Origin of the sequence: Citricoccus sp. K5, from assembly GCF_902506195.1 — a bacterium.
Lineage (GTDB): Bacteria > Actinomycetota > Actinomycetes > Actinomycetales > Micrococcaceae > Citricoccus.
The window spans coordinates 26,105-49,563 of the sequence record NZ_LR732819.1 but is presented as its reverse complement, the minus strand read 5'-3'; the positions used below and the strand labels follow the sequence as shown (position 1 = coordinate 49,563).

General features: G+C 63.9%; 42 protein-coding genes. 33 read left to right on the top strand and 9 right to left on the bottom strand.

Annotated features, from left to right (window positions below; all coding sequences use genetic code 11):
* Window positions 1-62: 62 nt before the first annotated feature.
* The 7 genes from BOSE125_RS17360 (at window position 63) to BOSE125_RS17330 (ending at window position 4,804) form a co-directional block, all read left to right on the top strand.
* On the top strand, window positions 63-518 hold the full coding sequence (locus tag BOSE125_RS17360; protein ID WP_159555393.1) for a hypothetical protein: 456 nt from the start codon (window positions 63-65) through the stop codon (window positions 516-518).
* Window positions 519-542: 24 nt separating this feature from the next.
* Window positions 543-815 carry a hypothetical protein gene (locus tag BOSE125_RS17355; RefSeq protein ID WP_159555391.1) on the top strand — a complete coding sequence of 91 codons (273 nt, stop codon included), beginning with the start codon at window positions 543-545 and terminating at the stop codon, window positions 813-815.
* Between the two features lie 2 nt (window positions 816-817).
* Window positions 818-1,729, top strand: coding sequence for a M23 family metallopeptidase (locus tag BOSE125_RS17350; RefSeq protein WP_159555389.1), 912 nt, complete (start codon window positions 818-820; stop codon window positions 1,727-1,729).
* Window positions 1,730-1,731: 2 nt separating this feature from the next.
* Entirely contained in the window at window positions 1,732-2,052 is a 321-nt protein-coding gene (locus BOSE125_RS17345; protein WP_159555387.1) for a hypothetical protein, read from the top strand.
* 153 nt (window positions 2,053-2,205) lie between these two features.
* Window positions 2,206-3,030, top strand: a complete 825-nt coding sequence (locus tag BOSE125_RS17340; RefSeq protein WP_159555385.1) for a M23 family metallopeptidase — start codon at window positions 2,206-2,208, stop codon at window positions 3,028-3,030.
* 313 nt (window positions 3,031-3,343) lie between these two features.
* Window positions 3,344-4,075 carry a hypothetical protein gene (locus BOSE125_RS17335; protein WP_159555383.1) on the top strand — a complete coding sequence of 244 codons (732 nt, stop codon included), beginning with the start codon at window positions 3,344-3,346 and terminating at the stop codon, window positions 4,073-4,075.
* A gap of 99 nt (window positions 4,076-4,174) precedes the next feature.
* Window positions 4,175-4,804, top strand: a complete 630-nt coding sequence (locus BOSE125_RS17330; protein ID WP_159555381.1) for a helicase associated domain-containing protein — start codon at window positions 4,175-4,177, stop codon at window positions 4,802-4,804.
* Window positions 4,805-4,997: 193 nt separating this feature from the next.
* On the opposite strand, the gene BOSE125_RS17325 is transcribed toward BOSE125_RS17330, so the two are convergent.
* The 5 genes from BOSE125_RS17325 to BOSE125_RS17305 are packed head-to-tail and all read right to left on the bottom strand — an operon-like array spanning window position 4,998 to window position 8,176.
* Complete coding sequence (locus BOSE125_RS17325; RefSeq protein ID WP_159555501.1) at window positions 4,998-6,113, bottom strand: site-specific integrase; 1,116 nt, start codon at window positions 6,111-6,113, stop codon at window positions 4,998-5,000.
* Window positions 6,110-6,574, bottom strand: a complete 465-nt coding sequence (locus tag BOSE125_RS17320) for a hypothetical protein (protein WP_159555499.1) — start codon at window positions 6,572-6,574, stop codon at window positions 6,110-6,112. Before BOSE125_RS17320 ends, BOSE125_RS17325 begins: the two co-directional genes overlap by 4 nt.
* A gap of 29 nt (window positions 6,575-6,603) precedes the next feature.
* Window positions 6,604-7,203: a hypothetical protein gene (locus tag BOSE125_RS17315; protein ID WP_159555497.1), complete on the bottom strand. Its 600-nt coding sequence runs from the start codon at window positions 7,201-7,203 to the stop codon at window positions 6,604-6,606.
* Window positions 7,200-7,583: an ImmA/IrrE family metallo-endopeptidase gene (locus BOSE125_RS17310; RefSeq protein ID WP_159555495.1), complete on the bottom strand. Its 384-nt coding sequence runs from the start codon at window positions 7,581-7,583 to the stop codon at window positions 7,200-7,202. Before BOSE125_RS17310 ends, BOSE125_RS17315 begins: the two co-directional genes overlap by 4 nt.
* A 47-nt stretch (window positions 7,584-7,630) precedes the next feature.
* The gene (locus BOSE125_RS17305) at window positions 7,631-8,176 is read right to left on the bottom strand and encodes a helix-turn-helix transcriptional regulator (protein ID WP_159555493.1); all 546 of its coding nucleotides are present in this window, start codon (window positions 8,174-8,176) and stop codon (window positions 7,631-7,633) included.
* A 193-nt stretch (window positions 8,177-8,369) separates the two neighbouring features.
* Between BOSE125_RS17305 and BOSE125_RS17300 the strand changes: the two genes are divergently transcribed.
* From BOSE125_RS17300 to BOSE125_RS17250, 11 genes are all read left to right on the top strand, one after another.
* Window positions 8,370-8,696, top strand: coding sequence for a helix-turn-helix transcriptional regulator (locus BOSE125_RS17300; RefSeq protein ID WP_159555491.1), 327 nt, complete (start codon window positions 8,370-8,372; stop codon window positions 8,694-8,696).
* Entirely contained in the window at window positions 8,693-8,980 is a 288-nt protein-coding gene (locus tag BOSE125_RS17295; protein WP_159555489.1) for a hypothetical protein, read from the top strand. The genes BOSE125_RS17300 and BOSE125_RS17295 overlap by 4 nt, the downstream gene beginning before the upstream one ends.
* Window positions 8,980-9,156, top strand: coding sequence for a helix-turn-helix domain-containing protein (locus tag BOSE125_RS17290; RefSeq protein WP_159555487.1), 177 nt, complete (start codon window positions 8,980-8,982; stop codon window positions 9,154-9,156). Before BOSE125_RS17295 ends, BOSE125_RS17290 begins: the two co-directional genes overlap by 1 nt.
* A complete protein-coding gene (locus BOSE125_RS17285; protein WP_159555485.1) occupies window positions 9,153-9,329 on the top strand; it encodes a hypothetical protein in 177 nt (58 codons plus the stop codon). Before BOSE125_RS17290 ends, BOSE125_RS17285 begins: the two co-directional genes overlap by 4 nt.
* Before the next feature lie 106 nt (window positions 9,330-9,435).
* Entirely contained in the window at window positions 9,436-10,353 is a 918-nt protein-coding gene (locus BOSE125_RS17280; RefSeq protein WP_159555483.1) for a lambda-exonuclease family protein, read from the top strand.
* Window positions 10,354-10,370: 17 nt separating this feature from the next.
* The gene (locus tag BOSE125_RS17275; RefSeq protein ID WP_159555481.1) at window positions 10,371-10,802 is read left to right on the top strand and encodes an HNH endonuclease signature motif containing protein; all 432 of its coding nucleotides are present in this window, start codon (window positions 10,371-10,373) and stop codon (window positions 10,800-10,802) included.
* A complete protein-coding gene (locus BOSE125_RS17270) occupies window positions 10,799-11,779 on the top strand; it encodes a RecT family recombinase (protein ID WP_159555479.1) in 981 nt (326 codons plus the stop codon). The genes BOSE125_RS17275 and BOSE125_RS17270 overlap by 4 nt, the downstream gene beginning before the upstream one ends.
* Window positions 11,776-12,252: a single-stranded DNA-binding protein gene (ssb, locus tag BOSE125_RS17265; RefSeq protein WP_159555477.1), complete on the top strand. Its 477-nt coding sequence runs from the start codon at window positions 11,776-11,778 to the stop codon at window positions 12,250-12,252. Before BOSE125_RS17270 ends, ssb begins: the two co-directional genes overlap by 4 nt.
* An 87-nt stretch (window positions 12,253-12,339) precedes the next feature.
* Entirely contained in the window at window positions 12,340-12,618 is a 279-nt protein-coding gene (locus BOSE125_RS17260; RefSeq protein ID WP_159555475.1) for a glutaredoxin domain-containing protein, read from the top strand.
* A gap of 166 nt (window positions 12,619-12,784) precedes the next feature.
* Window positions 12,785-13,192 (top strand): hypothetical protein, encoded by a 408-nt coding sequence (locus BOSE125_RS17255; protein ID WP_159555473.1) that lies wholly within the window; start codon window positions 12,785-12,787, stop codon window positions 13,190-13,192.
* A complete protein-coding gene (locus BOSE125_RS17250; protein ID WP_159555471.1) occupies window positions 13,189-13,488 on the top strand; it encodes a hypothetical protein in 300 nt (99 codons plus the stop codon). Before BOSE125_RS17255 ends, BOSE125_RS17250 begins: the two co-directional genes overlap by 4 nt.
* Window positions 13,489-13,619: 131 nt before the next feature.
* On the opposite strand, the gene BOSE125_RS17245 is transcribed toward BOSE125_RS17250, so the two are convergent.
* Entirely contained in the window at window positions 13,620-13,889 is a 270-nt protein-coding gene (locus BOSE125_RS17245) for a hypothetical protein (RefSeq protein ID WP_159555469.1), read from the bottom strand.
* 287 nt (window positions 13,890-14,176) lie between these two features.
* Entirely contained in the window at window positions 14,177-14,749 is a 573-nt protein-coding gene (locus tag BOSE125_RS17240) for a DUF4145 domain-containing protein (RefSeq protein ID WP_201301312.1), read from the bottom strand.
* Between the two features lie 179 nt (window positions 14,750-14,928).
* Here BOSE125_RS17240 and BOSE125_RS17235 point away from each other — a divergent pair, with 179 nt between their 5' ends.
* The gene (locus tag BOSE125_RS17235) at window positions 14,929-15,306 is read left to right on the top strand and encodes a hypothetical protein (RefSeq protein ID WP_159555467.1); all 378 of its coding nucleotides are present in this window, start codon (window positions 14,929-14,931) and stop codon (window positions 15,304-15,306) included.
* A gap of 234 nt (window positions 15,307-15,540) precedes the next feature.
* Here the strand turns inward: BOSE125_RS17235 and BOSE125_RS17230 are convergent, their stop codons facing one another.
* On the bottom strand, window positions 15,541-15,843 hold the full coding sequence (locus BOSE125_RS17230; RefSeq protein WP_159555465.1) for a hypothetical protein: 303 nt from the start codon (window positions 15,841-15,843) through the stop codon (window positions 15,541-15,543).
* Window positions 15,844-15,884: 41 nt separating this feature from the next.
* Between BOSE125_RS17230 and BOSE125_RS17225 the strand changes: the two genes are divergently transcribed.
* The 9 genes from BOSE125_RS17225 (at window position 15,885) to BOSE125_RS17185 (ending at window position 19,344) form a co-directional block, all read left to right on the top strand.
* Window positions 15,885-16,241 (top strand): hypothetical protein, encoded by a 357-nt coding sequence (locus BOSE125_RS17225; RefSeq protein ID WP_159555463.1) that lies wholly within the window; start codon window positions 15,885-15,887, stop codon window positions 16,239-16,241.
* Window positions 16,242-16,463: 222 nt separating this feature from the next.
* Entirely contained in the window at window positions 16,464-17,024 is a 561-nt protein-coding gene (locus BOSE125_RS17220; RefSeq protein ID WP_159555461.1) for a hypothetical protein, read from the top strand.
* Window positions 17,011-17,361: a VRR-NUC domain-containing protein gene (locus BOSE125_RS17215; protein WP_201301311.1), complete on the top strand. Its 351-nt coding sequence runs from the start codon at window positions 17,011-17,013 to the stop codon at window positions 17,359-17,361. The genes BOSE125_RS17220 and BOSE125_RS17215 overlap by 14 nt, the downstream gene beginning before the upstream one ends.
* 80 nt (window positions 17,362-17,441) lie before the next feature.
* The gene (locus BOSE125_RS17210) at window positions 17,442-17,957 is read left to right on the top strand and encodes a helix-turn-helix domain-containing protein (RefSeq protein ID WP_159555459.1); all 516 of its coding nucleotides are present in this window, start codon (window positions 17,442-17,444) and stop codon (window positions 17,955-17,957) included.
* Window positions 17,954-18,241: a helix-turn-helix transcriptional regulator gene (locus BOSE125_RS17205; RefSeq protein WP_159555457.1), complete on the top strand. Its 288-nt coding sequence runs from the start codon at window positions 17,954-17,956 to the stop codon at window positions 18,239-18,241. Before BOSE125_RS17210 ends, BOSE125_RS17205 begins: the two co-directional genes overlap by 4 nt.
* Window positions 18,238-18,708, top strand: coding sequence for a hypothetical protein (locus BOSE125_RS17200; protein WP_159555455.1), 471 nt, complete (start codon window positions 18,238-18,240; stop codon window positions 18,706-18,708). The genes BOSE125_RS17205 and BOSE125_RS17200 overlap by 4 nt, the downstream gene beginning before the upstream one ends.
* Complete coding sequence (locus BOSE125_RS17195) at window positions 18,705-18,905, top strand: hypothetical protein (protein WP_159555453.1); 201 nt, start codon at window positions 18,705-18,707, stop codon at window positions 18,903-18,905. The genes BOSE125_RS17200 and BOSE125_RS17195 overlap by 4 nt, the downstream gene beginning before the upstream one ends.
* Window positions 18,902-19,126 carry a hypothetical protein gene (locus tag BOSE125_RS17190; RefSeq protein WP_159555451.1) on the top strand — a complete coding sequence of 75 codons (225 nt, stop codon included), beginning with the start codon at window positions 18,902-18,904 and terminating at the stop codon, window positions 19,124-19,126. The genes BOSE125_RS17195 and BOSE125_RS17190 overlap by 4 nt, the downstream gene beginning before the upstream one ends.
* Entirely contained in the window at window positions 19,123-19,344 is a 222-nt protein-coding gene (locus BOSE125_RS17185; protein WP_159555449.1) for a hypothetical protein, read from the top strand. The genes BOSE125_RS17190 and BOSE125_RS17185 overlap by 4 nt, the downstream gene beginning before the upstream one ends.
* Before the next feature lie 160 nt (window positions 19,345-19,504).
* Here BOSE125_RS17185 and BOSE125_RS17180 read toward each other — a convergent pair whose 3' ends face one another.
* On the bottom strand, window positions 19,505-19,963 hold the full coding sequence (locus tag BOSE125_RS17180) for a hypothetical protein (RefSeq protein ID WP_159555447.1): 459 nt from the start codon (window positions 19,961-19,963) through the stop codon (window positions 19,505-19,507).
* Between the two features lie 92 nt (window positions 19,964-20,055).
* Here BOSE125_RS17180 and BOSE125_RS17175 point away from each other — a divergent pair, with 92 nt between their 5' ends.
* From BOSE125_RS17175 to BOSE125_RS17155, 5 genes are all read left to right on the top strand, one after another.
* Window positions 20,056-20,778 (top strand): hypothetical protein, encoded by a 723-nt coding sequence (locus BOSE125_RS17175; protein ID WP_159555445.1) that lies wholly within the window; start codon window positions 20,056-20,058, stop codon window positions 20,776-20,778.
* A gap of 152 nt (window positions 20,779-20,930) precedes the next feature.
* A complete protein-coding gene (locus BOSE125_RS17170; protein ID WP_159555443.1) occupies window positions 20,931-21,572 on the top strand; it encodes a hypothetical protein in 642 nt (213 codons plus the stop codon).
* Window positions 21,559-22,230: an HGGxSTG domain-containing protein gene (locus BOSE125_RS17165; RefSeq protein WP_159555441.1), complete on the top strand. Its 672-nt coding sequence runs from the start codon at window positions 21,559-21,561 to the stop codon at window positions 22,228-22,230. Before BOSE125_RS17170 ends, BOSE125_RS17165 begins: the two co-directional genes overlap by 14 nt.
* The gene (locus tag BOSE125_RS17160) at window positions 22,227-22,469 is read left to right on the top strand and encodes a hypothetical protein (protein WP_159555439.1); all 243 of its coding nucleotides are present in this window, start codon (window positions 22,227-22,229) and stop codon (window positions 22,467-22,469) included. Before BOSE125_RS17165 ends, BOSE125_RS17160 begins: the two co-directional genes overlap by 4 nt.
* Window positions 22,470-22,761: 292 nt before the next feature.
* A complete protein-coding gene (locus tag BOSE125_RS17155) occupies window positions 22,762-23,391 on the top strand; it encodes a hypothetical protein (RefSeq protein ID WP_159555437.1) in 630 nt (209 codons plus the stop codon).
* Window positions 23,392-23,459 lie beyond the last annotated feature (68 nt).

Sequence of the window (23,459 nt, the reverse complement as noted above, 5' to 3'; positions counted from 1 at the left end):
ACAACCAGAACAGAGGCCCTGACCACACCGGTCGGGGCCTCTGCCATGCTCAAGGAGGGCAGATGACGCAAGCCAACGTCCTCGAACCAGCCGGGACCGGCGCGCTGCGCCGGCTCTGGCTCCGCATTCACGAACCCCGTGTCGTCGCCCTCATCCACTTCTTCACGTACACCGTGCTGCTGTGCGGCGGCATCGCCGCCCTCTGGGATCCGCCCACATCCATCGCCGGACAGATCGGCCTAATTTCAATGCTCATGCTGGCCGGAATGCTCGCCATCGGCGGCGCAATCGGGGCGGTGGCCGTGCTGCCCGGATGGTGGTGGGTCGAGCGCTACGCCACCATGCTCATCGTCACCGCGGCCACCATCTACGCCGTCATCATCGGCACCCTCCAGATCACCTCAGCCGGCAACCGGCTGCTGCAGCTGTCCGTCGTGCTCGGACTGATAGGCCACGTCATCGTCCGCATGGTCCGCATCTGGGACCGGCCATACGATCCGGCACGCCGAAACCGCTGACCACAGCGAGAGGGAGGGGCCAGCGTGGACCCAGCAATCATCACCGCACTCATTTCCGTACCCGGAGGGTTCATCCTCAAGGCCGCCTATGACGGGATCCGTCAATGGAGCGTCGGCAAGAAGGACGAAGCCCAGCGGATGGCCACCAAGCTCGACGAGGCCCGAATAGAGGCCGGCAGGTCCCGCCGGTTCTGGTACCTCTGGCGCGAACACGCCCACCTGGTCCGCCGACTTCTCATCGACAAGGGAACCCCCTACCAGGAGCTGCCACCCATCCCCGAAGACCAGGAGAACTGACCATGCCAGTAGAAGACCGATCCCGGTTCACCAGCGCCTTCGGGAAGCGTGACATCGACAACGGGCCACGAGACCACTGGGGCGTGGACTTCGGCGGCCCTACGCCCGGCGAGTCCGTGTTCGCCAAGGCCGCAGCAGATGGCGTCATGGAGTGGATCAAGACCATCCCACTGCGCTCCGGCCCGGCCATCGGCATCCGGCACCCGGACGGGTCACTGACCGCCTACCTCCACACCCGCCGCCACAAGGTCAAGCCGGGCCAACAGGTCAAGCGCGGCGAGGTGATCGCCGAGACATGGCACACCGGCATCCCCCTGTCCAACGGCATCCACCTCCACTTCGAATGGTGGGACGACTACCGCGACCACCGCAGCGTGTTCAACCCTCTCAGCAGGCTCGCCCAGTACGGGTGGGTCATCAAGGACGGTCGGCTCTACGACGAATGGGACGGCCGCGCCACCGCCACCCCGTCCAGTTCCACCGATAAGCCGTCCGCCATCATCCCCGCAGCACCAGCACCCCAAGAAGGAGAACTCACCGTGAGTGATGTCAGCAAGATCATGCATGAACTGGCCCAGATCCGAGCTCAGATCTCCGGTGGCCACGTCCAGCAGCTCGGTAAGCACGACGAAGAGGCCGCACGGGACGCCGGGGACAGCCTCGCTGACACCCTCGCCGAGGTGCGCTCCACCGTCAACGAGCTCCGCGCCATCGTTGGCACCACCAGCCGCACGTCCGCATGGGTCATCGACCCCGAGACCGGTCAGCAGGTCGAGGTCTACCTCTCCGGCGTCCTCCAGCGCATCGACGGCAAGCTCTCCGCGCTCGTGGAGTCCGCCGAGAACGCGGGCACGGTGGAACCCGACCGCGTGCGCACCCTCGCCCCCGCCGTCAATACCGTGAAGGAGGCCTGACCATGGCTGTCACCCAGCTCGCACCCGGCACGCCGACTCAGGTTGCTCACCCGGCGAAGACCACGGTCCGCACCGTGGTGCAGACCCTCGTGGCCGTGGCCGTCGGCATCGTGGTCCTCGGCCCGCCGATCATCGACGCCATCGTCCAGGAGGAGGGCCTGCCCGAGCAGACCCGCGGCCCGCTCCTGGCCGTCTCCGGCGTCGTCGTGGCCATCGGCGCGATCGCCGCCCGCATCATGGCCATCCCCGGCGTCAACAAGCTGCTCGAGCGCATCGGCCTCGGCACCGGCGTCGAGAAGGAACCTGGCCGCCACGTCGCCTAATAGCCGGTCACACAAAGCCAACCCTGACGGCCTACATGGCCGACCTCCCCGGCGGGCCCCCACCACCTCACTCGAGGTTGGTGGGGCCCTTCCGTCTGTTAATGGTCATGTCGTCGCCTATTCACTTTTGTCGCCTCCAATGAGCCTGACAGCATGCATTCATCGCATCGCAGAACCATCGTCGAAAAAAGGTGGCGCAAATTTCGTGTGAGGGGTTTTCATGAAGCGCTCGTTGAACTACGGTTTGCAGGGAACGGCCAGGAAAATCTAAGGGAGATTCCAGGCGCATTAGACGGGATAACTTTTAGATGGGAACGCTTCATGCCCACAATTGATGGCGCCCGATTGACCGATATTTATGGGTATCGTGAATGGCGTGACGAGGATCCATACTTGGATGCGTATCATTACGGGATCGACATTGCTGGCGTCACTCCCAACACCCGCCCGGCAATTTTCGCCGCAGCTAATGGCCAAGTGGAGTTCGTCGGCTCCTATGTTGTTCCGAATCGGAATGGTCAACATATCGGCATTCGACACCCGGACGGCACGCTCTCGTTCTACGGTCACATCAGTGATCCTCGCGTGTCTCAGGGTCAGAGAGTCGGCCGAGGTCAGCGAATCGCAACGATGGGCAACACGGGTACAGCGAATGTCCACTTGCATTTTGAGTCTTGGGTGACCGATCAGACTACTCACAGAAACCCGATTTCATGGCTCAGTCAATACGGCTGGTCACTTTCGGGTGATCGTTTACGAGACACCGGTGATTTCCCGGATGATCCCACATATGGTAACTATCAGGAGGATGAAGTGCTTTTTCTTTACGGGGCCAGCAAGGGTCGAGTTCTGTCGGGCGGCGTCTTCGCCGGGGTGCACGTTTCGGTAATTGAGCAGGCACGGGCCGCAGGGATCCCGGTCATTTCGCTCACCGATGCCGGGCACGCAAGCTTGGTTGCCTCATTCGGTCTGTCCTGATTTAGCGCCTGACCTCCTCGGTGGGGTCATCGCACCTCTTAGCGTGAGTCTCTGTCTGGGATTCACTGCGCTCAAGTCATTGGGCTTCGCCCTGATGGCTGGCCTGGACACCGCAGAGATTGGCCAGGCGTAGCAAGTTCGAGTTCCGAAAAGACGGGCGAAACACATGGCGCGAAATCTGTCGCGAAGAAATGTACTCCTTGGCACCCTCATATCAGTATCTTCGACTGCCCTGGTCGGTCAAGGCGTAGCCAGCGCCAGTCCCGTCCGGAGCCCACAGGCGTCCGATTTGCTTGTGGGGCTTCAGGCGGGGATGACCGTGTCCATCGGCGTTGATGCCGGGCACGTCGGCACGGTCCACGCTGGCCGTCAGGCGGCTGCAAGAAAAAATGCCGGATCAAGCAGTAGCAAAGAGGCCTTGCGTTACAACTGGGCCGAGAATAAGGACGTCGGGGGTGATCGTGCCGCTATCGCGAGTCCGACAGAGCCTTTCGCCTACTCCAATGCCAGTGGAACGGGGCTCTATCCTAGCGGGTCCCTCCCAGGGGGCGAAGGACTCGACAGCTTAGGTCTCTGGTTGTCCCATACTCGGGCGTCAGACGGTGTTTCTGCGCAATTGTTGCCCGGTGCTGAATTCGTCTCGGATTTCTTACTCAAGGCCGAGACGCCAGATCGCAGCGAGGACATCTTTCCTGACATCCCGGAGGTTGGTCGGTGGCAAGGGCGAATTGAATCGACGATGCTGTCGAATGAATCGACGTCGGGGAAACTCGAGTTCTCCGAGCCAAAGACTGATCACTCCGAAAGTGGGTTCACCTACTTCCAGGGTCTTGTGCGGTTCACTACGGATCAGCCAGTGAACCTCGGTAGTTCCGTGACTCGCGTTGAGTTCTTGCCACGCGTGACCTGGAAGTCGGAGATGTACTTGTCCTTGCGCGTCTCTAGTGTCTTGCGATCCGGTGTGATTGAACTGCGGCAAGGTAATACCGTTGAGCGGCTGGACATCGCGCACGACGGCATCACAGATGTTCGACTGAACCGATAAGCACGACCCCGTGGGGACGCTCCAGGACGGTCGGCGCGTCCCCGCAGTCGCTAGCATTCGTCAATCTCAGCGGATGCTAGAGAAGCTAATCTGACTCGTATGACCGACAGCCCCCGCCTACTCCACCCGGAGTGGGTGCTGTTCTACCGGCAGGGCATCACCCCCGAGAAGATCGCCGAGCTCAACGACCACCCCGTGCAGAAGGTCCGTGACTACCTGGGCCGCATCACACACAAGTACCCCGAGATGGTGGCCGGCCGCCTGTACCTCCACGACCAGCCCCGGCCACGGCCCACGACGGTCGTGGATCGCGACCGTCGGTGGAAGGCCGCCCACGCCCGCGTGATGGCGTTCATTGAGGAGCACGGCCGGCGCCCGTACCGGAACTCCTACGACGATCCCGAGGGGCCCCTCTCCCAATGGCTGTCCACGCAGCGCTCCGAGCACAAGCTAGGACGGCTGGCCGTGCACCGGGCCCGGTGGCTCGACGAGACGATCCCCGGCTGGAAGACGGACACCCGCAGCCTTCACCACGACGCAGCATGGAGACTCCGCCTGATCGACGCCGTCCAGTTCCGGAGAGAGCACGACCGGTGGCCGAGGTCTGCCGGTCCGGAAGACCCACTGAGCGACTGGATCGGCCACCAGCGCACCAGACACCGCACCGGGAAACTCCCCACCGAGCAGCGCCGCGCCCTGGACCGGGACCTACCCGGATGGCGGGACTGAAATCTGTGGCGGTTCTGTGGCGGTTGAGCCGCCACAGAGGGCCCGAATGGACCACAACTTCTAGTACATCCGTTCGACTGTCCGATATGCCGACGCCCCTGGATCACCGCAATCTAGAGGCAATACAGGGGCGTTAGCAGAGGTAAGCGGGACAGGCTGGCTTGTACGCCGGGTTCTGTGAGCCGACCAGTGTTTACGCGACCTTCGCCGGGTCTGTGGCGGTTTTGTGGCGGTTGAGCTTGATCAGACCGTCCGACAGACCCACCAGCATGGAGTCGTCCTCGGGCATCACGTGAGCGTAGGTCTGCAGCGTCTCCGTGCCGTCCTTGTGCCCCAGCCGGCGGGCGACTGCCACCACCGATGCACCCTGGGACAGGAGCACCGACGCGTGGTGATGCCGCAGCTGATGGAACCCCGGGCCCGCCCATGGCAGCTTGGTGCGCATTCTCGACCAGACGCCGGAGGCTCGGTTTCGGGAGAATCCCTCACCGCCGTAATGGAAGACGAGACCCTCCGGCCCCGGGTTCTCGACCAGAGGGCGCAACACCTCAAGTGTGGCTGGTCCAACGCTCAGAACCCGGCGTGAGAACGGTGTCTTGAGGGGCCCGAAGGTCGGCATCGGAGAGTCCCCTCGGTTCTGGCGGTCCACGGTGATGAAGCCGTTCTTCAGGTCAACGCGGTCCGCGGTCAGGCCACGCCACTCCCCCGGGCGCAAACCGGTGGCCGCAACCACGAGGACGACCTCCCGGTACCGCGGCAGGATGGTGTCCGCGATCGTCTGGACCTGCTCGACCGTGAGCGGCACGATCCGTTCCGAAGAGAGTGGGGGCAACCTGATCTTCACGCACGGCGACTTCTCCACCACGCCATCCAGTGCGGCTTCCGTGAAGATCCCACTGAGGTACGAGTACGTCCGTCGGACGGTGGACGGGGCCAGCTTGTAGTCCTGAGACCAGGCCAGCACGGCATCCTGGACCTCGGCCCGCGTGACCTCGTCCATGACCTTGTCCCCCAGTGCTGGCACGATGCTGAGCCGAACCGTGGACGCGATCGTGTCCCGCGATGACTTCCGCTGATGGATCTGACGAGCCTCCCACTGTGCGGCGTACTCGGTGACCGAAATCGGATCTGCGGCGCCCCGCTTGCTCTTGTCGTGAGCCCATTCGATTGCTTCGTCCTTCAGATCGAAGGACTTCTTCTCCTCGGCGCCGCGGCCGTTCGTGCGGATCGCCTGCCAGCGCTTGCCCTTCCCGTACCGGGCGGTCCGGCTCTTGTCCTTCCGCATCCAGAGGTCGACGACGCGGCTCATTCGATGGTGGCCACGCAGGACGCTACCGAGTAGCGACCAGATGAGGACTTTTCCGCCACGACCTCATCGTCAACACTGATCCGGCACAGGACCCCTGCCGCCCCCTCCTGCAGCTGGGCGCTCATTGAGACGATCTCCCCAGCGTCCATCTTGCGCGTAACCCCAGACGTCCCCGTCTTGTTCTGGAGGGGCAGTGTGTAGGTCCCCTGTTCGGTCCCATCGACGCCCGTCAGGGTGACCATGGCCGACGGATCCTTGCCAGTGGCCGAGTTGAACTCATGCGGCTTCACGGCTTCCACTTCGATCAGCACATCCCGTGGGCCCATAGCTTCGAGTGCGGCCTTCATCTCAGCTTGCTGTGACGCTGATTCCCGGGCCTCAGGTTCCGGGTCTCCGCACCCTGTCAGTGCGAGCAGGGTAGCCGCGGTGGCGAGTGCAAAGGGTGCGAGACGGTGCTTCATGGTGCGAGTCCTTCTACGTGAAATTGGAATCATCGGCTGGTGACTGAAGCTGTACCCGTGTAGGTGCCGTCTGAATCAAACTTCACCGAGCATGTGTAGCGGTTGGCGACCATCGCCCCGAAGCTGTTCTGCGACTCAACGGTGCCGGTCGAGGTCCACGAGTTCCCAGAGCCGGTCGCTGACTGCCCCGAAAACTTCGCTGTGGATGGGGCCTTGAGCTTGTCCTTCACGAGTCGTTCACACGAGACGATCGCCAGGCCCTCGTGCGGCTCGTCGCTGTCGTCATCACTGAATGCTCCGTTCATTAGCGCCATACATCCGCCGAGTAGCAGCAGGAGCCCGACCATGAACGCCGCGAAGCATCCGACGAGCGTCTTCTGCGCGCCATCCATGGGCTTGTACGACAGCAGGGCTACGTCACCGTCCCAGCGGTCCACCTTGTAGCCGGCGCCGTCGATCTTGGCCTCAATGTCCTCACGGTTGTCGGCGGCACGGAGATCCTTGCGAACCTCTTTGCCGCTGGAATCTTCGATGAGGATGGGTCGATAACTGATGGTGGACGGTTTGCCGTCGTTGTCCACCAGCTCCTCCCGCAGGGGCAGGACTGTGGCGGTGAACTTCTTCTTCATGGTGCGAGTCCTTCTGCGAGTTGGTGCTTCTGGTGGTCGGTGAGGTGGTGGAGCCGGTCGAGGAGGACTGGGTGGGTCACCTCGAGGTGGTCGGCGAGTTCGTGGAGGTTGACCACGTGGCGGTGCCGCCACAGGGCTTCCCATGGGATGAGCCACTCGGCGGCCTGGCGCCGTACCCATGTTTCGATCTTCGGGGGCTGGTGATGGGTGTGCCCGGCGTCGATGTGGACGAGCTCGTGGGCGATGGCGCACCGCCGTTCCACTTCGGTGAGTCGGTCATCGACCCAGATCCGTGAGCCGTCGGTGACGCCGGCGAGGTTGATGGGGAGTCGAGCGGCAAGGACGGGGATGCCCAGGGCCGCCGCGATTCGTTCGGGCACTTCGCAACACCTCCATTCGATGGACGGTACTGAGCAGCCCGGACGCGTTAGCTGTCCTGCGACTCCTCCCCTGCACTGTCAATCTCGTCCCGGATGGCTCGGCCATGACCGGACCGGTCCTTGTCGGCCGCCAACTCGTAGACGTTGGGCGGAAGGCCGGGTTCGGCGTCGTCGGGCGCAGATTGGGCGTTCTGGAGACGTGCTTGCAATTCTCGGATGGTGGCATTCCGGTCAGCGAGCCGTCGAGTGAGCTCTACGAGGAGGGCGTCATCGGACGCGTCGAAGATCTCGCTCGAGACGGTGCTGGTGCTGGCGCTGGTCCAAGGGTCGGACTGAAGGTCGGTTAGCTGAAGGTCAGCAGGGTCGGAGTCTGAGGCGATGGCCTGGGTGACTTTCGACCAGTCCCACTCGAGGCCTTCGGCCACGGCCCGGAGGATTCTGGTGGTGGGGATGCGCTTGCCCTTGATGAAGTCGGAGACGGTGTTCTCGGATGCTCCGATGCGGAGGATGAACTGCCTGCGAGATTCATGGCTCAGTTTGAGTTGCTGGTCGGCGAGTGCGCCGAGTCGTTGGTAGGTGTCCTGTTCGCTCATGACCTCAAGTTTGGGGCCGATTGAGGTGCAACACCAAGAATGGAACATGTCATGGGTTGCGCCATTTGAGTGTGAGACACGCATGTGATTCATGTACGTGGATGCGTGATTGACGTGCGGTTATGCGTGTTGCACCTCCATGTTGCGGTGCGATTGCTGGACAGATGTAACAACGTTGCGGTACGGTTCATGCATGAACACCGCAACCCTCCCCTTCGCAATAGGGGCACCAGAAACCACAGATGACGAACGAATCGCCGTCGGCAAGCGGCTGCGCTTCATCCGTTCCAATATCCACCTCATCCGCAACGACCTTTTCGGCCGCCCTGTCGGACAGCAGGACATCGCCAACGCCCTGCAGATCGGCCGAGCAACCGTCGCTCACTACGAACGTGGATCCCGAAACATCCCCGACTGGGTGATTCAGGACATCGCCGCCATGTACGGCATCGACGTCGATCTCCTCACCCCGACCGCACGACGCGGGCTCTCGCCTCGCATCCACGGGGTGCCGGCATGAGCCGCCCCGCAGTCCTCGAGCAGGACCCGGGCGCATGGATGGCTGACGCGATCGACTACATCGTTCGCCGCGCCAACGCCGTGGGCACTGTGACCGCCGACGACCTGCGCCGGGATCTCCCCGAACCGCACCACCCGAACGCGGTGGGCCGGGCCTTCGGCATCGCATCCAGCCGCAACCTCATCACCAAGGTGCGCCCGGTCAACTCCACCACCCGCTCCCGTCACGGCGGCGGCTCCTGGGCTTGGGGCCTCCACGAGTCACAGATGGTGAGGGCCGCCTGATGCCGACCGTTCTCCTGTCTGTGAAGCAGGCCGCTGAGCGCCTCAACGAACACCCCGACACGACCCGGGCCCGGCTCCGGGCCGGTGAGCTCAAGGGCACCCGGTTCTCGAAGCGCGGCGCGTGGAAGGTCACCGAAGCCGCCGTCGAACATCTCATCAAGAGGAGCACCAAGTGAAGTACGGCATGTGTGACATCGAGGTCAGCCCGGCCTCCAACTACATCGACCCGGAACCGGCCGAGTACTGCGCGGCCGACACTGCCCCTTGGCATGACCTCTGCCCCGAGCACGGCGGCCCGGACATCAACGCCGCCGACCCGGAAGAGGTGGACCACGCATGGGCCGCCTGATCCGAGACGCCACCGACCTGCTCCTGCTCGTGGCGATCTTCTTCTCCGCCAGCCTCCCCTTCCTGATCTTCGGCCAGTCCGGCCTCTCCTGAAAGCGACACCCATCATGAGCACCAAATACGAACACACCACGTTCCTTGCCACGCAGACCGAACCCCTCACCCCCGGCTCTGATGAATGGGCGCGCACCGTGTCCGCATCGAAGGTCCCCGCGATCCTCGGCATCAGCAAGTGGGACTCCGCCTACAGCTTGTGGGCCCGAGCCACCGGCCGCCTCGAGAACGAGGAAGGCAACAAGGCCACCGAGCGCGGCACCTACCTCGAGCCGGCCATCCGTCAGTGGCTCGCCGACCAGCTGCCCGGCAACCGAGTCACCGAGGGCGCCACCTTCGTCCACCCGGACAACCCCGCCCACATCGCCACCCCTGACGCCCTGATCTACGAGGGCCGCCGTCGCACCCCCTGGGCGCTCGGTGAGGTCAAGACCGCCTACAACGGCGACGAGTGGGGCAAGGCCGGCACCTGCGACGTCCCGGCGGACTACATGGCCCAGGTGGCGTGGCAGATGTGGATCACCGGCGCCCGCACCGTCTACGTGGCCGCCCTCGTGAACATGGAGTTCCGTCTCTACGTCATCCACTGGGAGGACGTGGCCGCCGACATGGACGACATCCTCGCGATGGTCGCCGTGTGGGAACACCACGTGGCCAAGGACATCGCCCCCGACTGGGACGGGTCGGACGCCACCCTCGCCGCGGTGCGCCGCATGCACCCGGACATCGACCCGGAAGCCGAAGCCGTCATCCCGGAGTGGTGGGCCCTCGAGCTCTGGGCAGCAATCGACGCCGAGAAGACCGCCGTCGCGGAGACCAAGCGGTGCAAGTCCCGGATCCTCGGCTCCGCCGGCAACGCCCGGGCCATCGTGACCGAAGACGGCCGCAAGGCCGGCACCCGCTCCGCCAAGAACGGCGGCACTCCCTACCTCACCCCAGCCAAGTACACCCCCGCGACCATCGCGGCCTGAACGAAGGACCACCCATCATGACGATCACCCGGCGCCCCATTGGCGAACGCCTCTGGGAGCGCGTGGACAAGACCGGCACCTGCTGGATCTGGACCGGGCCAGTCAACGACAACGGCTATGGCGTCATCAGCACCGGTGGCCGTGAAGGGCGCCTCCTGAGAGTCCACCGGCTTGCCTACGAACTCCTCGTCGGACCTATTCCGGAGGGCCTCCACATCGACCACGTCAGGAACAAGGGGTGCGCGTCGAGAAGGTGCGTCAACCCGGACCACCTTGAGCCAGTCACGCAGGCGGAGAACAACCGCCGCGCCTTCGAGAACCACACCCATTGCCCGCGAGGGCACGAACTCCCACCCAAGACCGCTCCCGGCGTCCGCCGGCCCCAGTGCAGGACCTGCAAGAGCGAATACGACCGCAAGCGACATCAGAAACGGAAGGCATCAGCATGAGCAACGCAGTAGCAACCCGAGGCGATACCGCCCTGACCATCCACCCCGGGCAGACCGAGTTCAACGAAGCGCAGGTAGCCACCCTGGCGCAGCTCGGCATGGACCGGGCCAATCGTGGCGACCTCGCCGTGTTCTTCCACCAGGCAGTCCGAACAGGGCTTGACCCCTTCGCCCGTCAGATCTACATGATCGAACGGCAGGGCAAGCAGACCATCCAGACCGGCATCGACGGGTTCCGCCTGATCGCCCGCCGTGCGGTGAACAACTCCCGTGAGACGTTCGGGTACGAGGACACTCTGTGGTGCGGGCCGGACGGTCAGTGGACGGATGTGTGGCTGTCCAAGGATCAGCCCGCCGCTGCCAAGGTGACCGTGGTCCGCAACGGTGAGCGGTTCCCGGCTGTGGCCCTTTTCGATGAATACGCCGGACGCAAGCGAGATGGCGGCCTCATGCAGATGTGGGCTACCAAGGGCGCCCTGATGCTCGCCAAGTGCGCCGAGGCTCTGGCCCTGCGCAAGGCGTTCCCGCAGGATCTGTCCGGCCTGTACACCTCCGACGAGATGCAGCAGGCCGACTACCAGGGTCCGTCCGGCCCTGCTCGCCCTGACGCCCCGGCATCCCAGGGTGGCGGCTCTCGGATCGCTCAGGCCCGCCAGCGTGCACAGTCCCAGGGCAAGGCGCCCTCCGCGCCCTCCCCTGCCCAGGCTGCCGAACCAGAGGCCCCAGCCGACGAGCCCTCGGAGCCGATGTGCGACCGCGACCTGTGGAACCACATCAGCAAGGCACTCGACGGGCTCGACGTCACCACCCCCGACGACAAGCTAGCCGCCGTGTCCGACATGCTCGGCCGCCGGATCACCCGCGGCGGGGAAATGACCGCAGCCGAAGCGCACGGCGTGCTCTCCAAACTCGACCCCACCGTTGGCCAGGACGACGCAGTGGAAGCCGAAATCGTGGACGAGGCGGACGCGGCATGAGCAGCGAACAGATGATCACCATCCGCGGTCGACTCACCGCCGATCCGGAACTGAGGTTCACTCCGTCCGGCGCGGCAGTCGCCAACTTCACAATCGCGGCGAACCCCCGGAAGTTCGACAAGCAGTCGAATGAGTGGAAGGACGGCGAAGCCATCTTCTGGCGGTGCACCGCATGGAAGGACCTCGGCGAGAACATCGCAGCCTCACTGGTGAAGGGGTCGGCCGTCATCGCACTGGCCGAGCTCGAGGCCCGCTCCTACGAGACGCGTGAGGGCGAGAAGAGGACGGTCACCGAGGCTCGCATCGAGGCCATGGGCCCGGACCTCCGGTGGTCCACGGCCCGTGTCGAGAAGGCCAGCCGTTCGAGCAGCGGTTTCGGCGGGAGCGCCCCGGCATCGGACGCCGGCGCGTGGGGCGGGTCCACCGGCGGCAGCTGGAACACCCCAGCGGCCGACCAAGAACCCCCGTTCTAGCCACACCAGCGTGAGCCGATCCAGCGGCCCCCCGGAATGCAACAGGCCGGGCACGCACTCCCCCAACACCGATGAGAGGACCGCGCCATGCGCACCATCACCGTCTACTCCAAGACCAACTGCCAGCAGTGCACCGCCACGAAGCGGTGGCTCACCAAAGCCGGCACCCCCTACGAGGTCAAACAGGTTGACCTTCCCCTGGCCTCGGCCGAACGGGACATCGCCGCCATCAAGGCCCTCGGCTACAAGGGTGTCCCGGTGACCATCGTGTCCCGCGACGGAGTCCCGGACGAGCACTGGCACGGGTTCCGGCCCGACAAGCTCGAAGCGTTCTGCGCCGCTGACTTCGAGGAGAAGGTGGCATGAAAGGCGATCGCTGCTGCATGAAGTGCCGAGCCATCCCTGGAACCTGCGTGCGCAAATGGGCGTGCCCTTGCCACATGGAATCCAAGCAGAAGCCGCCGAGCGGCACAGCTCCGGCCCTCCGCGCCCTGCTCGCTGAGGCCGGGTCACTGACCGGGGTGAGGCGAGCATGAGCGGATACCAGCACCGGCCCGAGGTCCACGCGCACACCCGGGTGGCTCACGAGCTCATGGCATGGAGGCAACGCGCAGAGGTCGCCGAAGCGCGAGCCGGACGCCAAGACGCCCAGATTGCCCAGGCTCAACGACGCGCCGACTACTACGAGAAGAGGGCGCGGACGGCCACAGAGAAGGCCCAGCAGGTGGCTGCTGAAGAAGTCAACAAGGCCACCGAGCGGGTCCGCACCCTCGAAGCCGAGGCCGCTGTCCACGTCCGCGAGATTCAACGCCTCAAGCACATGTACGAACCCGACGGCATGCCCCGCCGGCCAGCAGACGAACGCCTCGGCCGGGAACGCCTGGCAGCCGCAGCCGCCGAAGTCGACCAATACCACCAGCAGGGCAGGGCGGCTGCATGAGCGACGACATCGACGGGCAGGAGGACTTGTTCGACCTGCTGGAAGACGCACCCCCGGTCAAGACGTTCACGGCCTACTACTACGCAGGCACGTTCGGCTACCGGTGCGGATGGTGCGGAGCGCAGACCGGCCCCCACACGGGGGCGATGCTCGCCACCTGGAACGGCCGCGTCAGCACCGCCCCCGGAGCGCTCTGCTGGTCCATCTGCAAGACCTGCGCCCACATCCCCGGCCAATGGAGCCCGCCACCACAGGACACGTGGCAGATCGAAGGAGACCCCGAATGGAAGCCATGACCGGCAACGCCGTCACCCCACCAGCAGCACGCGACCTCATCACCATCGGCGCCGACTCACTCGGGGTAGCAGCGTGAGCGGCACAGCGGCCAGAACGACGGTCATCAGCGTCCGTCACGGAACACGACTGGTTAGCGGCGAATCTTCCACTCGTACCCATAGATCGGCGTGGGCCCTGACGTGTCCACCACGTAATCACAGTTCCTCAGAATCGTGTACGAGACGCCCTGCATATCGAGGCTCGACCGAAGATCCGCGAAGTGGATCAGGCACGTCGTCTTGGACGTATAGAACCTGTCGATCACATCCGCCTGTGCCGGTGCAGCCCCCACAATGCCTGCACCGCCGATCATGCCTACAGCCAAGGCAGCCCCCGCAATGCGCTTCGCGATCGTCTTCATAACCCCTCCAAGAGTCGTTCTCGACACCCCATCACTCTGACGGGGCCTATGCCGAATCACGATCCCATTCCCACGCAAGCCCGACAACCACCGCAGCCCGATAGAGGTACCCATTCCATGAAAACGCCACGCGCCCTACAGGGGCCCATCGGCGCCACCGGCCAATGCCTCGCGCACGTGGACATGGCCCCGATCCCCGCGATCGGCCACCCCGGATACACGGGCCCCTGCTGGCGACCACTGCCCTGTGCTGACCACGACAAGGAGAAGTCATGATCGAATACGCCTCAGGGAGTCTGGTTCTCCCTCTCCACGCGACGTTGTCGAACCCTGGCCGTTCTCGCTGGTCCTTGGAAAACCTCTTGCAGAATCTCGTCCATCAGAGCAAGGATCTCGGCCGCGTCTTCAGCATTCACCTGGACAGCAATGTCTCCGTGAGCCATATCGTTCCCGAACTCACGGATTTCATGGGCAGCATCCTTCGTGTCCTCACGGATCAAATCAGCCGCCCGCATCGCATCGATCTTCTGAACCAAGCGGCCGGAAGTGATGCCCTTCTCTTTGGCCGAGGCTTCGATCACCGTTCGCGCCATCAGTATCGCGGACATGAAGTTTTCGATGCTGTTGGATTTGTGAGCTTCCGAAGCTGCTCGACCAATGTGGTCGGGCACGTCCGGAAAGGCTTGGCCTTCGACCCACTTCGGCTCCCAAGTGTCCGGATCTCTGAAGCGCCAAAACTCAACTGGATCAGCCAGCGAAGCTTCATGCAGGTGGGATTCGATGTGCGTGTCCGTCCGAGCGACCGACAGGCCGCTGCAGTTGGAACACTTCATCGGCGCGTAAAGCACCGCGGAGTGCATTCTTTCGATTCGGTATTCCGCAGGAGCGACCTTCGAAACTGCGTGTCCAGATCCTGCTGGTTGCATCGACGCTTTCTCCCCGCACCATCCGCATTTCCAAGCCGCCATTGTTCCTCCTGGTTGTTCCGTCGCTTTGACCATTCTGCCGGAGGTTCTGCACAACCGGTCGGGTGCGTCTCATGAGGTCCCGCGCCCACCTCCGAGTGGTCCCTGACCTTCCCGAGGTGCAGGTGCGCCCACTGCCGGCGAAGTGGGACGGCAAACCGGTCACCTGGGGCGAATGGTCCAGCGACCTGACCACGTTCGTGCACCACGCACCACCCGAGGAATGGGCCTGCCAGAAGTGCGGCGGGCTCCACGGGCACGACGCGGCCCGCGGCGTCATCAAGGGCCACTCCCTCACCCCGAGGAAGCTCTACGCCATGCGCTGCCGAGCCTGCGGACACGACACCGTCACCGAATGGGATCACTCCAACGAGTGGCGCACCTGGGACCTCGACGAGTCCGACTACGCACCCGACGGGTCATGGGAAACCGGGCAGGGAGTCCTGCTGTGAGGCACCAGCCGACCACACTCCCCCCGCACGTCGTCACCTGTCTCTGCGGCAAGGCGTACTCCCCCACGAAGGCCGACGCCCGGCGCCTGCGCCGTGACATCGAAACCTACAAGCACTCCCACCACCACGTGAGGTTCTACGAATGCCCCCACGGTGGCTGGCACTGGACACGACGAATCGACAGGAGGCCCGCTTGGGTACCTGCCGCATGAACTAAAGCGTTTGCCGTCCCCGCTACTCCGTAGCAGGCGGAACGACTCGGGACTTGTCCTTGCAAAGGTAAACCACGCCCATGGCCACAAACGGAATCAAGAAAGCGACGATCCCAACCCATCCCTGGCCCTCGCTGAGTTGTTCTTCGGCAAGCAAGTACGCTCCGCTGCCGGCTCCAATGATGCTCATCGCGACTATGGCCACTGCTGCCGAATCCTGAGTTGCAACACTGGCGTATTTCGAGTCGCGAATCGCTTTCAACCCGATCAGGGACAAAACCCATATTCCTCCGATGAATGCCCCCGCAGTAACCAGATCGTTCACTTTTCCCCTTAAAGATTCTGACGAATATGACGAGGATAATCATGGCTTGGTTCAACGCCGACGACAAAATGCACTCACACCCCAAGGTCCGGTCCGCAGGACTCGAAGCCATCGGACTCTGGACGGTGGCCGGCACATACTGCACCGACTACCTCACCGACGGCCACGTACCCGCCTGGTTCGTGGACTCCTGGCCCAAGGGCAAGTCCCTGGCCGGACGCCTGGTCAAGGCCAACCTCTGGGAAGTGGCTGAGGAGGGCTGGCAGTTCCTCTCCTGGGCCGAATACCAGCGCACCCGAACACAGGTGGAACGCGACAAGGCCAAGGCCGCAGAACGCAAAGCGAACTGGCTCGCGAAGCAGGGGAAGAGCGGTGACCGCAACCCGGACGAACGGTGACAGAACGGCGTTCCGAATGCGTTCCACACGGAAGGAGAGCGGTCCCCGCACACATGCCGAACGGAGACAGAACGCGAGTGGAACACGAGACCAAGACCAAGACCAAGACCAAGGTCTTTAACTCACCTCCCACATCCATCTCGCCTTTGACTCTGGTCCAGAAATTGATGATCGAAAAATCATCATCATTCGTTACCCAACGCACGCGAGGAGCGACCGCCGATGACCACCCCCGCCAACACCCCGCAGCCCTGCATCCCACAGACCGCCGCCCAAGCCCTGGCCCTCTACATCCACCAGACCATCCGCCCCGACTGGCACCCCACCGGACTCACCACCGGCATCGGCCACGCAGCACGCGCCAGCACCGACCCAGCAGCCGTCGCCATCGCATCCATCCAGGCCGCCAGCAACCCCGCCAACCGCACACCGGCCGTCATCCAGTACCCCGGACCCCACTGGCCCGCAGCCGCCAAACCCGACCGGGCCGCAGCGCCCCGGACCCCGTGCGAGGAGCACGACTGGGAACCCGCCCACACCTGCCGGTGCTGCATCTCCGACATCAAACTCGGACAGCGACCAGCAGACCGACTCGGCAAGCGTCACGACCCAGAGCCGGAACCCTACGCAGGACGCACAAAACCCGGCCCAGGACAGCCGAACACATCAACCTTGAGGAATGATCAAGGCGACCCCGCGAACAGCCCGGAGAACGGCACACAGGACCCCGGAGCGACCCCCACCGTAGGTGCAACCCCCAAAGACACCCATGACCACCCTTAGCGCCACCGGCCGACTCCCCGCAGGACACCCCATCCACACCCTCACCGAGAAGCAACTCCAAGGCACCATCACCGACATGGCCACCCTGCTCGGCTGGCGCTGGTTCCATGTGCACGATTCCCGACGCTCACCTGCAGGCTTCCCGGATTTGGTGCTGGTTCATCCGGGGCAGGGGCGGACACTGTGGCGGGAGTTGAAGACGGCGAAGGGCCGGGTGTCCCCCGACCAGAAGGTGTGGTTGGCAGACCTCGTGGCGGCTGGGGAAGACGCCGACGTGTGGCGGCCGGCTGACCTTGCGTCGGGTCGGGTGCTGGCTGAGTTGCGTGGACAGGGTTGAGGTGTCGGTACTACCGGATTGAGGCATGGTTGATGTAGGCTTGCGGTACGCGAACACGACCAACATCAAGGAGGCCCACCATGGCCAACCCACTCCCCGGCACGATCGGCTCCCGAATCCGGAAGGCCCGCGAAACGCTCGGACTGAACCAGGACATGTTCCGCATCCGACTCGCCAAGAACGGCTTGACCATCTCACAGGGCACGCTCTCCAAGATCGAATCAGGAGTCCGTGAACTGCGGCTCCACGAATCGCCGGCCCTTTGCTCCACCCTCGGCGTCACCCTGGACCACCTCGCTGGCGTTGCGGATCAAGACCCCAATCGCATCCAGGTCACGGACGGCGACCGCTTTGACTTCCATCTCCGGTCACTCGTTGACCTATTGGCTGACATGAATCTCGCTGTCTCCGCCAAGCAACACCTCTCGCTGCAGGACTTGGCTGAACGGTTCGCCATCCCGGAGAAGACTCTCTACGTATGGCGCACCAACGGCTCCGGCCCCAAGGGATTCCGGGTCGGGAAACACGTCCGCTACCGCATCGAGGACGTCGAAGCCTGGGAGCAGGAGCAGGTCGAGGCAGGTGACGACCGATGAGCAAGCACTTTGACGACCGCGTGCGCGAGCGACGCGAAGAACTGGGCATGACGTTGACCGAGCTTGCCGAGAGAGCCGGCTACGGCGGTCACCAGGCGATCATTCGAATCGAGAACGAAGGGTCAGTCGGGATCGAGAAGGCAGTCAAGATCGCCGACATCCTCGGCTCCCCCCTCGATGAACTGACCGGCCGATACCCGGTTGCGCAAGTACTCATGGAGAAGAAGGGCCAACGCGAAATGGCGCGGGACCTCATCGAGCACTTGGAGGGATACCTCGCATGACCACCCCGACCCCGGAGCAGTTGGCCGAAATGGTTGGCCTTGGAACCTTGGACCCCATCCTCAACCACTGGACCAGTGCCCTCGGCTGCGTGGCGTGGGTCGAGAAGTCCGACCGCCGGTGTGGCCGGGACGCCCCCGGCTACCTGTGCGGGCGGCACGAGACAGTGGCCCGGCGCCGGTGGGAGAAGCATGTGGAGCGGGAGGCCGTGAAGCGTGAGAAGCGCACAGCCGACCGGGCCCGGAACCTGCCCGGCTGGAAGGCCGAGCTCGCCCGCGTGGAAGCCGAAATCAACCGGCTGGACCCACCCCGCCCAGCCGACTACGACCGCGCCGCCATCGGGGGCCAGGTCCACCCCAGCATCACCAAGCAGCGCCGTGCCTTCATGTCCGACACACGCATCCAGAAAATGGCCGCCCTCACCCGCCGCCACGAACAACTCACCCGCATGATCGGAGCCGACACATGAGCACCACCACGAACCAGAACACCGACAAGCCCGGCTCAACGATCACCGCCATCGGCCTAGGTCTCGCAGTCCTCGGCCTAGTCCTCACCGTCCTGGGGATGACCGCCGCGATGGCCCTCATCCTCGTCGGCCTGGCCATCGCTGCCGTCGGCTTCGGACGCCGCATCCTCCACTCCCTCGAGGGAGGCCGGTCATGAACCGCCCGAGTATCGCCGCGTTCCTCGACAAGCTGGTCGCCACCCTCGAACCCAAGGACTACACCACCCTCGACTGCAGGGCCGGTGTCCACGGTGGTTGCGAGACCTGCGCCTGCCACTGCCACGCCCCCGCTGTGTGCACCTGCATCCGCGACGTGACGACCCCGGCAACCGTGGCCGTCCCCGACCCGACGTGCGCACGCCACGAGGTGACCGCATGAGCAACGCCGGGAAGATCATCGACAAGCTGACTGGCAGATACCAGTGCGTGGCCCGTGGATGCACGACCGGAATCGTTGCGCTGACCATGGCCCCCAAATGGGTGCAAGAGCGGGACGACGAGCAGATGGTCTACCAGTGCCACAAGTGCGGCGCTCTCTGGTACCAGAACGGCGAGTCAATCCTGTGGCCAGAACCAGAAGAGGAGCTCACCCCATGAGCCCCCTCGCATTCGGCCTACTCATCGCCACCGGATACGCCGTCGTCGGCGGCCTCATGATCGCCGCCCTCGAATACATCTACCGTCGCATCACCAGGAGCCAACGATGATCACCACCTACACGGGCGTACTACTGGCCGAAGGGAAGGCCGCGCCGGTGTCAACGCTTACTTGCCGACGAAGTAGCGGACGCTTCAGGTCCATGGCCGTCATCATGCTTCTCGAACATGCTGGGTACGCCAGCCAACATAATGGTCGGAACAATCGCCGTTGCCAGGACGGCCACGATCCATGCAACCCAGATACCTGTCTCTATCACCCAGAACCAAGAGAAATAGAGACCGACAAACAGGATCACACCGATAAACCACATGGCCGCGACACCGGCGCCATCCACCCGGCGCCGCAGCTGCAAGCTCAGTTGGTCCGACCTGTATTCGAGTGCCTTATTCAGATGCTCTCGCTCAACACTGTCCTCTGGAAGTTTGTCACGGAGGTCAACAAGCTTCTCCAAGTCACTCATACTCCGGTTCCGGCGCATAAAAAAAGCGCTTCCCCCGTAGGCAAGAATGGCCGGGACGGCAGGCAACAGGGTGGGCAACCACGAACCAATATCCAACGATCACTCCTGAGGATAGAAATCAAGCAAAACTCTAACCCGGCGACGAGAGTTACCAAGTCCCCCAGCTGCGAATCCCTAGGATCAAGCGCATGACTACACCATCGCCCGCACCCCGCCCTGAGCTCGAAGAGGGCGTCACCGAACTCGAGCGCATGAATGACCACCTCGATCTCATCTCAGAAGTGTTGGGAGAACCGGAGTCCATCGCCGAAGCTGCGATGCACGCAGCGTGGTGGACCGCCGGTGCGACTCTGCTGTTGGTCGGGGGTGCCATTCTCACCTTTGTGGCTGCGTGGCGCACGCTGAGACAAATGAAGCGTGATAGCCACGCGCAGACTCGCCCGTATGTCCACGCCCGGCTCGAGCCCAGCGTGGCCGGAGCGTCCTGGGATCTTGTCATCGCGAACACCGGGAAGTCCACAGCACGAGAATTGAAGCTCGATCTCAAAAAGTGGCCGAACGTCGAGGGCGACATGCTAGTCGACCACGTCCGAGAGATGTTCAAGGAATACCTCACGCTCCCGCCCGAGACGCACATCCGAGTTATGTGGAACCTCAACCCGGGCCGGAAGAGAAACGGTCACGGAGCAGAAGGCTTCGTGGACCCCACGAGTATCCAACTGGCCTACACCGATGACCGCAACGCCAAGAAGAAGAAGTTCAAGGAGTACACGGACGAGTACTTGCTGGACGCCGACGTACTTGGCATGACGCCACTCGGATGGTCTGGCAGGACTGTTTCCTCCGAAGACGGTGTAACTGCGAAGAAGCTCGCCGAGATCGTGCAATCAATCAATCAGCTACGCCTCTGAGACGGAATCCAAACGGAATCGACCCGTAAGAAGCGACCCGAGGAAGTGTGTGCAAACTTGATCAATTATGGGAGGACCCCGCCCAGCCAGAAATTGGTTGGAGAAAGGCCAAGCTGTGCGTTTGTCGCGTCGGAGAGTCAAGGTGCAGGCACATGACCACCGAGCAAACCCTCCTTCTCTGGACCATGATTGGCACCGCCGGAACCGCACTCTTCACTCTGCTGTTGGCGCTCTTCGCGTTACTCGCATGGCGAGCCTCTGCAAAGTCGCTCGGCATCATGCGCGATCAGGAGAAGGCCACCGCCAAGGCCGCCGCGGAGCAAGTAGAGGACCAGACCTGGGGGCGGCAAGTTGAAGCGCTGGCCAAGTATCTCGACCTGCTCCGGAGATACGCAATGACCGAGCCCATGAGCAAAAGCGACGTGGCCTGGCTTGAAGGTTCGGGAACTCGCCCCGACGAGACGAAACAGCGCGCCGCCCGTGATCAAGTCCAATCTCATGGGAACTTGGAGCGGGACTTGCAAGTCGCGGGCGACATCTGGCGGATGCTCCATAGAAGCGAGTTCAAGGCCACCTTTCCTTTATACCGAGCTGAGTCAGCCATCGTGAAGGCGTTTCCAGAGATACCCCGGGGCCGACAGGACCACATGGCGTGGATAAGCGCCGCTGTGGCACTCGTCGTGGGTGTTCAGGCTTGGCAGTTGTCTTGGAACAAGGAAGCCAACGCTCAAGCATTGCTGGACGACGTTGAACGAATGCTGGCGAAAGGAGCACAGCCGTATGACCGAGCCTGACCCCTACACCCCCGGCCAGACGGCGGAGAACGGGCGGCCGATCTGTGGGGCTAAGAAGAAGGACGGCAACCCATGCGGTGCATCCCCAGCGAAGGGTGCCACTCGGTGCCGGCGGCATGGCGGGAACACGCCACAGGCGAAGGGGAAGGCCAAAGCCCGGGTCACCACGGAGAAGGCCGGCCGTGCCCTCCGGAACCTCGGCTACGACTCCGAGGCCGAGAACATCAACCCCGCCGAAGCCCTCCTACGGCTCGTGTCCGACAAGTACCGGGAAGTCGCCTGGCTCCGCATGCAAGTCGACCACATCCAAGCGGGCAACAACCCCGGCGGCACCACGCCCCTCGTCTGGGGCGTCACCGGCCACGAATTCGGCGTCGGACCCGACGGCCCCATCGACAAGACCACAGAGTCGTCGGACCTGAACATCTACGTGCGCTGGCTCCACACCGCCGAAGACCAACTCGCCCGGTACGCGTCCGCCGCGCTCAAGGCGGGCGTCGAACAACGCCAGTTGGATATCCGCGAAGCCGAAGCGCTGATCTTCGTCGGAGCCATCAACTCCATCCTCACCGCATTGCAGCTCACCACCGAGCAACAGCAGCTCGTCCCCACCATCGTGCCTCAGGCACTACGGGCACTCGAAGGCAGGACCGCATGAGACAGCGAAAGGCACGCGCCGGCCTGACCATCCGCGACGGCCGCGCCTACACCGAGGTGCGGGACCTCCGCAATGGGAGCACACTCGTCACAGATCACGGCACCGTCCGGATCTGGCAGAAGTTGCTGGACGAAGCCCGCGTGGACGTCGCCGCCTTCGACCGGGTCATCTTCGCCGGGCACTCCCTCAAGGACTGGGACGACCTAACCCCCGACGACTGGGAAGGACGGGCCGTATGACCACTGCCAAGGAACGTTTGCAGGCACACGCCGAAGCACTGAGAGCGAGCTCATTCTGGCCGTACCTGTGCGCCCCGTCCGACTGCTCCAAGGCACCACACCGCGGCCCCGAGGGGCCGAACGAGGACATGGGTCAGTGCGGCCAGTGTGGATCCCCGTCGTGGTCCATGCGGCCCTGGGGCGAGACCTTCGGTTACCACCTGGATGACTGCTCCCTACCCATCTGGCACGAGTCTCGCTGCCAGCCCGGCGGCACCGGACACCCTGACGCACCCACGATTCGAGGATGACCATGACCGAGACCGAGATCCACCTGTGCGAGACCGGGTGCGCCCGCCCCGCCCCGTCGACCCTCATGTGCTGGGACTGCGTGGACGACATCGTGCGGGCAGTCGAGCGGGGCTGGTCTGTATCTGATGGACTACTGGCCATCAGCCGTCGGGAGATGGCCCCCCAGCTACTCCGCACCGAAGCCACCACCCGGCCCGCCTACGGCCCCACCGAACCCATGAACCTCACCGCCCTGGCCATCCTCCAAGACCTCCGAGCATGGCGGCAGCTGACCGCCGCGGACTGGTCCCAAGTCGAGAACCCGGGATGGTGGCACCACTGGGTGCAAGCCCGCGTGCAGATGGCCGTGGACATGGTCGAAGGAGAGAAGGAGACGGCGCCGGACCTCGCTGGCGTCCGCCACCGGGTCAAGCAAGAAGGCGCCTACGTGCCCATGCTCGTCGGCACCGCCACCGCCTGGCTCGCCAGGTACGGCATCTACGTCGACAAGAAGCGAGTGGGCATGTGGGCCGCCCGCGGCAAGCTCCACCCCAACGGCAGGGACCACACCGGGACCGCGCTCTACACGCCAGCCGCCATCGTCGCCGCCCTCCACCCGACACGCGACCCAGAAGCACTCATTGAGGTGTAGTTGAGGCGTGATTGCTGTATAGTTGGGTAACAGCAGGGACGTTTGCCGTCCCCACAAAGACCGCCGGT

Excerpts from the sequence above, each read along its gene's own strand:
- BOSE125_RS17360 (WP_159555393.1), top strand. The coding sequence starts at position 63 with ATGACGCAAGCCAACGTCCTCGAACCAGCCGGGACCGGCGCGCTGCGC.
- BOSE125_RS17350 (WP_159555389.1), top strand. The coding sequence starts at position 818 with ATGCCAGTAGAAGACCGATCCCGGTTCACCAGCGCCTTCGGGAAGCGT.
- BOSE125_RS17345 (WP_159555387.1), top strand. The coding sequence starts at position 1,732 with ATGGCTGTCACCCAGCTCGCACCCGGCACGCCGACTCAGGTTGCTCAC.
- BOSE125_RS17340 (WP_159555385.1), top strand. The coding sequence starts at position 2,206 with ATGCATTCATCGCATCGCAGAACCATCGTCGAAAAAAGGTGGCGCAAA.
- BOSE125_RS17335 (WP_159555383.1), top strand. The coding sequence starts at position 3,344 with ATGACCGTGTCCATCGGCGTTGATGCCGGGCACGTCGGCACGGTCCAC.
- BOSE125_RS17330 (WP_159555381.1), top strand. The coding sequence starts at position 4,175 with ATGACCGACAGCCCCCGCCTACTCCACCCGGAGTGGGTGCTGTTCTAC.
- BOSE125_RS17325 (WP_159555501.1), bottom strand. The coding sequence starts at position 6,113 with ATGAGCCGCGTCGTCGACCTCTGGATGCGGAAGGACAAGAGCCGGACC.
- BOSE125_RS17320 (WP_159555499.1), bottom strand. The coding sequence starts at position 6,574 with ATGAAGCACCGTCTCGCACCCTTTGCACTCGCCACCGCGGCTACCCTG.
- BOSE125_RS17315 (WP_159555497.1), bottom strand. The coding sequence starts at position 7,203 with ATGAAGAAGAAGTTCACCGCCACAGTCCTGCCCCTGCGGGAGGAGCTG.
- BOSE125_RS17305 (WP_159555493.1), bottom strand. The coding sequence starts at position 8,176 with ATGAGCGAACAGGACACCTACCAACGACTCGGCGCACTCGCCGACCAG.
- BOSE125_RS17300 (WP_159555491.1), top strand. The coding sequence starts at position 8,370 with ATGAACACCGCAACCCTCCCCTTCGCAATAGGGGCACCAGAAACCACA.
- BOSE125_RS17295 (WP_159555489.1), top strand. The coding sequence starts at position 8,693 with ATGAGCCGCCCCGCAGTCCTCGAGCAGGACCCGGGCGCATGGATGGCT.
- BOSE125_RS17290 (WP_159555487.1), top strand. The coding sequence starts at position 8,980 with ATGCCGACCGTTCTCCTGTCTGTGAAGCAGGCCGCTGAGCGCCTCAAC.
- BOSE125_RS17280 (WP_159555483.1), top strand. The coding sequence starts at position 9,436 with ATGAGCACCAAATACGAACACACCACGTTCCTTGCCACGCAGACCGAA.
- BOSE125_RS17275 (WP_159555481.1), top strand. The coding sequence starts at position 10,371 with ATGACGATCACCCGGCGCCCCATTGGCGAACGCCTCTGGGAGCGCGTG.
- BOSE125_RS17270 (WP_159555479.1), top strand. The coding sequence starts at position 10,799 with ATGAGCAACGCAGTAGCAACCCGAGGCGATACCGCCCTGACCATCCAC.
- ssb (WP_159555477.1), top strand. The coding sequence starts at position 11,776 with ATGAGCAGCGAACAGATGATCACCATCCGCGGTCGACTCACCGCCGAT.
- BOSE125_RS17260 (WP_159555475.1), top strand. The coding sequence starts at position 12,340 with ATGCGCACCATCACCGTCTACTCCAAGACCAACTGCCAGCAGTGCACC.
- BOSE125_RS17255 (WP_159555473.1), top strand. The coding sequence starts at position 12,785 with ATGAGCGGATACCAGCACCGGCCCGAGGTCCACGCGCACACCCGGGTG.
- BOSE125_RS17250 (WP_159555471.1), top strand. The coding sequence starts at position 13,189 with ATGAGCGACGACATCGACGGGCAGGAGGACTTGTTCGACCTGCTGGAA.
- BOSE125_RS17245 (WP_159555469.1), bottom strand. The coding sequence starts at position 13,889 with ATGAAGACGATCGCGAAGCGCATTGCGGGGGCTGCCTTGGCTGTAGGC.
- BOSE125_RS17240 (WP_201301312.1), bottom strand. The coding sequence starts at position 14,749 with ATGCACTCCGCGGTGCTTTACGCGCCGATGAAGTGTTCCAACTGCAGC.
- BOSE125_RS17235 (WP_159555467.1), top strand. The coding sequence starts at position 14,929 with ATGAGGTCCCGCGCCCACCTCCGAGTGGTCCCTGACCTTCCCGAGGTG.
- BOSE125_RS17225 (WP_159555463.1), top strand. The coding sequence starts at position 15,885 with ATGGCTTGGTTCAACGCCGACGACAAAATGCACTCACACCCCAAGGTC.
- BOSE125_RS17220 (WP_159555461.1), top strand. The coding sequence starts at position 16,464 with ATGACCACCCCCGCCAACACCCCGCAGCCCTGCATCCCACAGACCGCC.
- BOSE125_RS17215 (WP_201301311.1), top strand. The coding sequence starts at position 17,011 with ATGACCACCCTTAGCGCCACCGGCCGACTCCCCGCAGGACACCCCATC.
- BOSE125_RS17210 (WP_159555459.1), top strand. The coding sequence starts at position 17,442 with ATGGCCAACCCACTCCCCGGCACGATCGGCTCCCGAATCCGGAAGGCC.
- BOSE125_RS17205 (WP_159555457.1), top strand. The coding sequence starts at position 17,954 with ATGAGCAAGCACTTTGACGACCGCGTGCGCGAGCGACGCGAAGAACTG.
- BOSE125_RS17200 (WP_159555455.1), top strand. The coding sequence starts at position 18,238 with ATGACCACCCCGACCCCGGAGCAGTTGGCCGAAATGGTTGGCCTTGGA.
- BOSE125_RS17195 (WP_159555453.1), top strand. The coding sequence starts at position 18,705 with ATGAGCACCACCACGAACCAGAACACCGACAAGCCCGGCTCAACGATC.
- BOSE125_RS17190 (WP_159555451.1), top strand. The coding sequence starts at position 18,902 with ATGAACCGCCCGAGTATCGCCGCGTTCCTCGACAAGCTGGTCGCCACC.
- BOSE125_RS17185 (WP_159555449.1), top strand. The coding sequence starts at position 19,123 with ATGAGCAACGCCGGGAAGATCATCGACAAGCTGACTGGCAGATACCAG.
- BOSE125_RS17175 (WP_159555445.1), top strand. The coding sequence starts at position 20,056 with ATGACTACACCATCGCCCGCACCCCGCCCTGAGCTCGAAGAGGGCGTC.
- BOSE125_RS17170 (WP_159555443.1), top strand. The coding sequence starts at position 20,931 with ATGACCACCGAGCAAACCCTCCTTCTCTGGACCATGATTGGCACCGCC.
- BOSE125_RS17165 (WP_159555441.1), top strand. The coding sequence starts at position 21,559 with ATGACCGAGCCTGACCCCTACACCCCCGGCCAGACGGCGGAGAACGGG.
- BOSE125_RS17160 (WP_159555439.1), top strand. The coding sequence starts at position 22,227 with ATGAGACAGCGAAAGGCACGCGCCGGCCTGACCATCCGCGACGGCCGC.
- BOSE125_RS17155 (WP_159555437.1), top strand. The coding sequence starts at position 22,762 with ATGACCGAGACCGAGATCCACCTGTGCGAGACCGGGTGCGCCCGCCCC.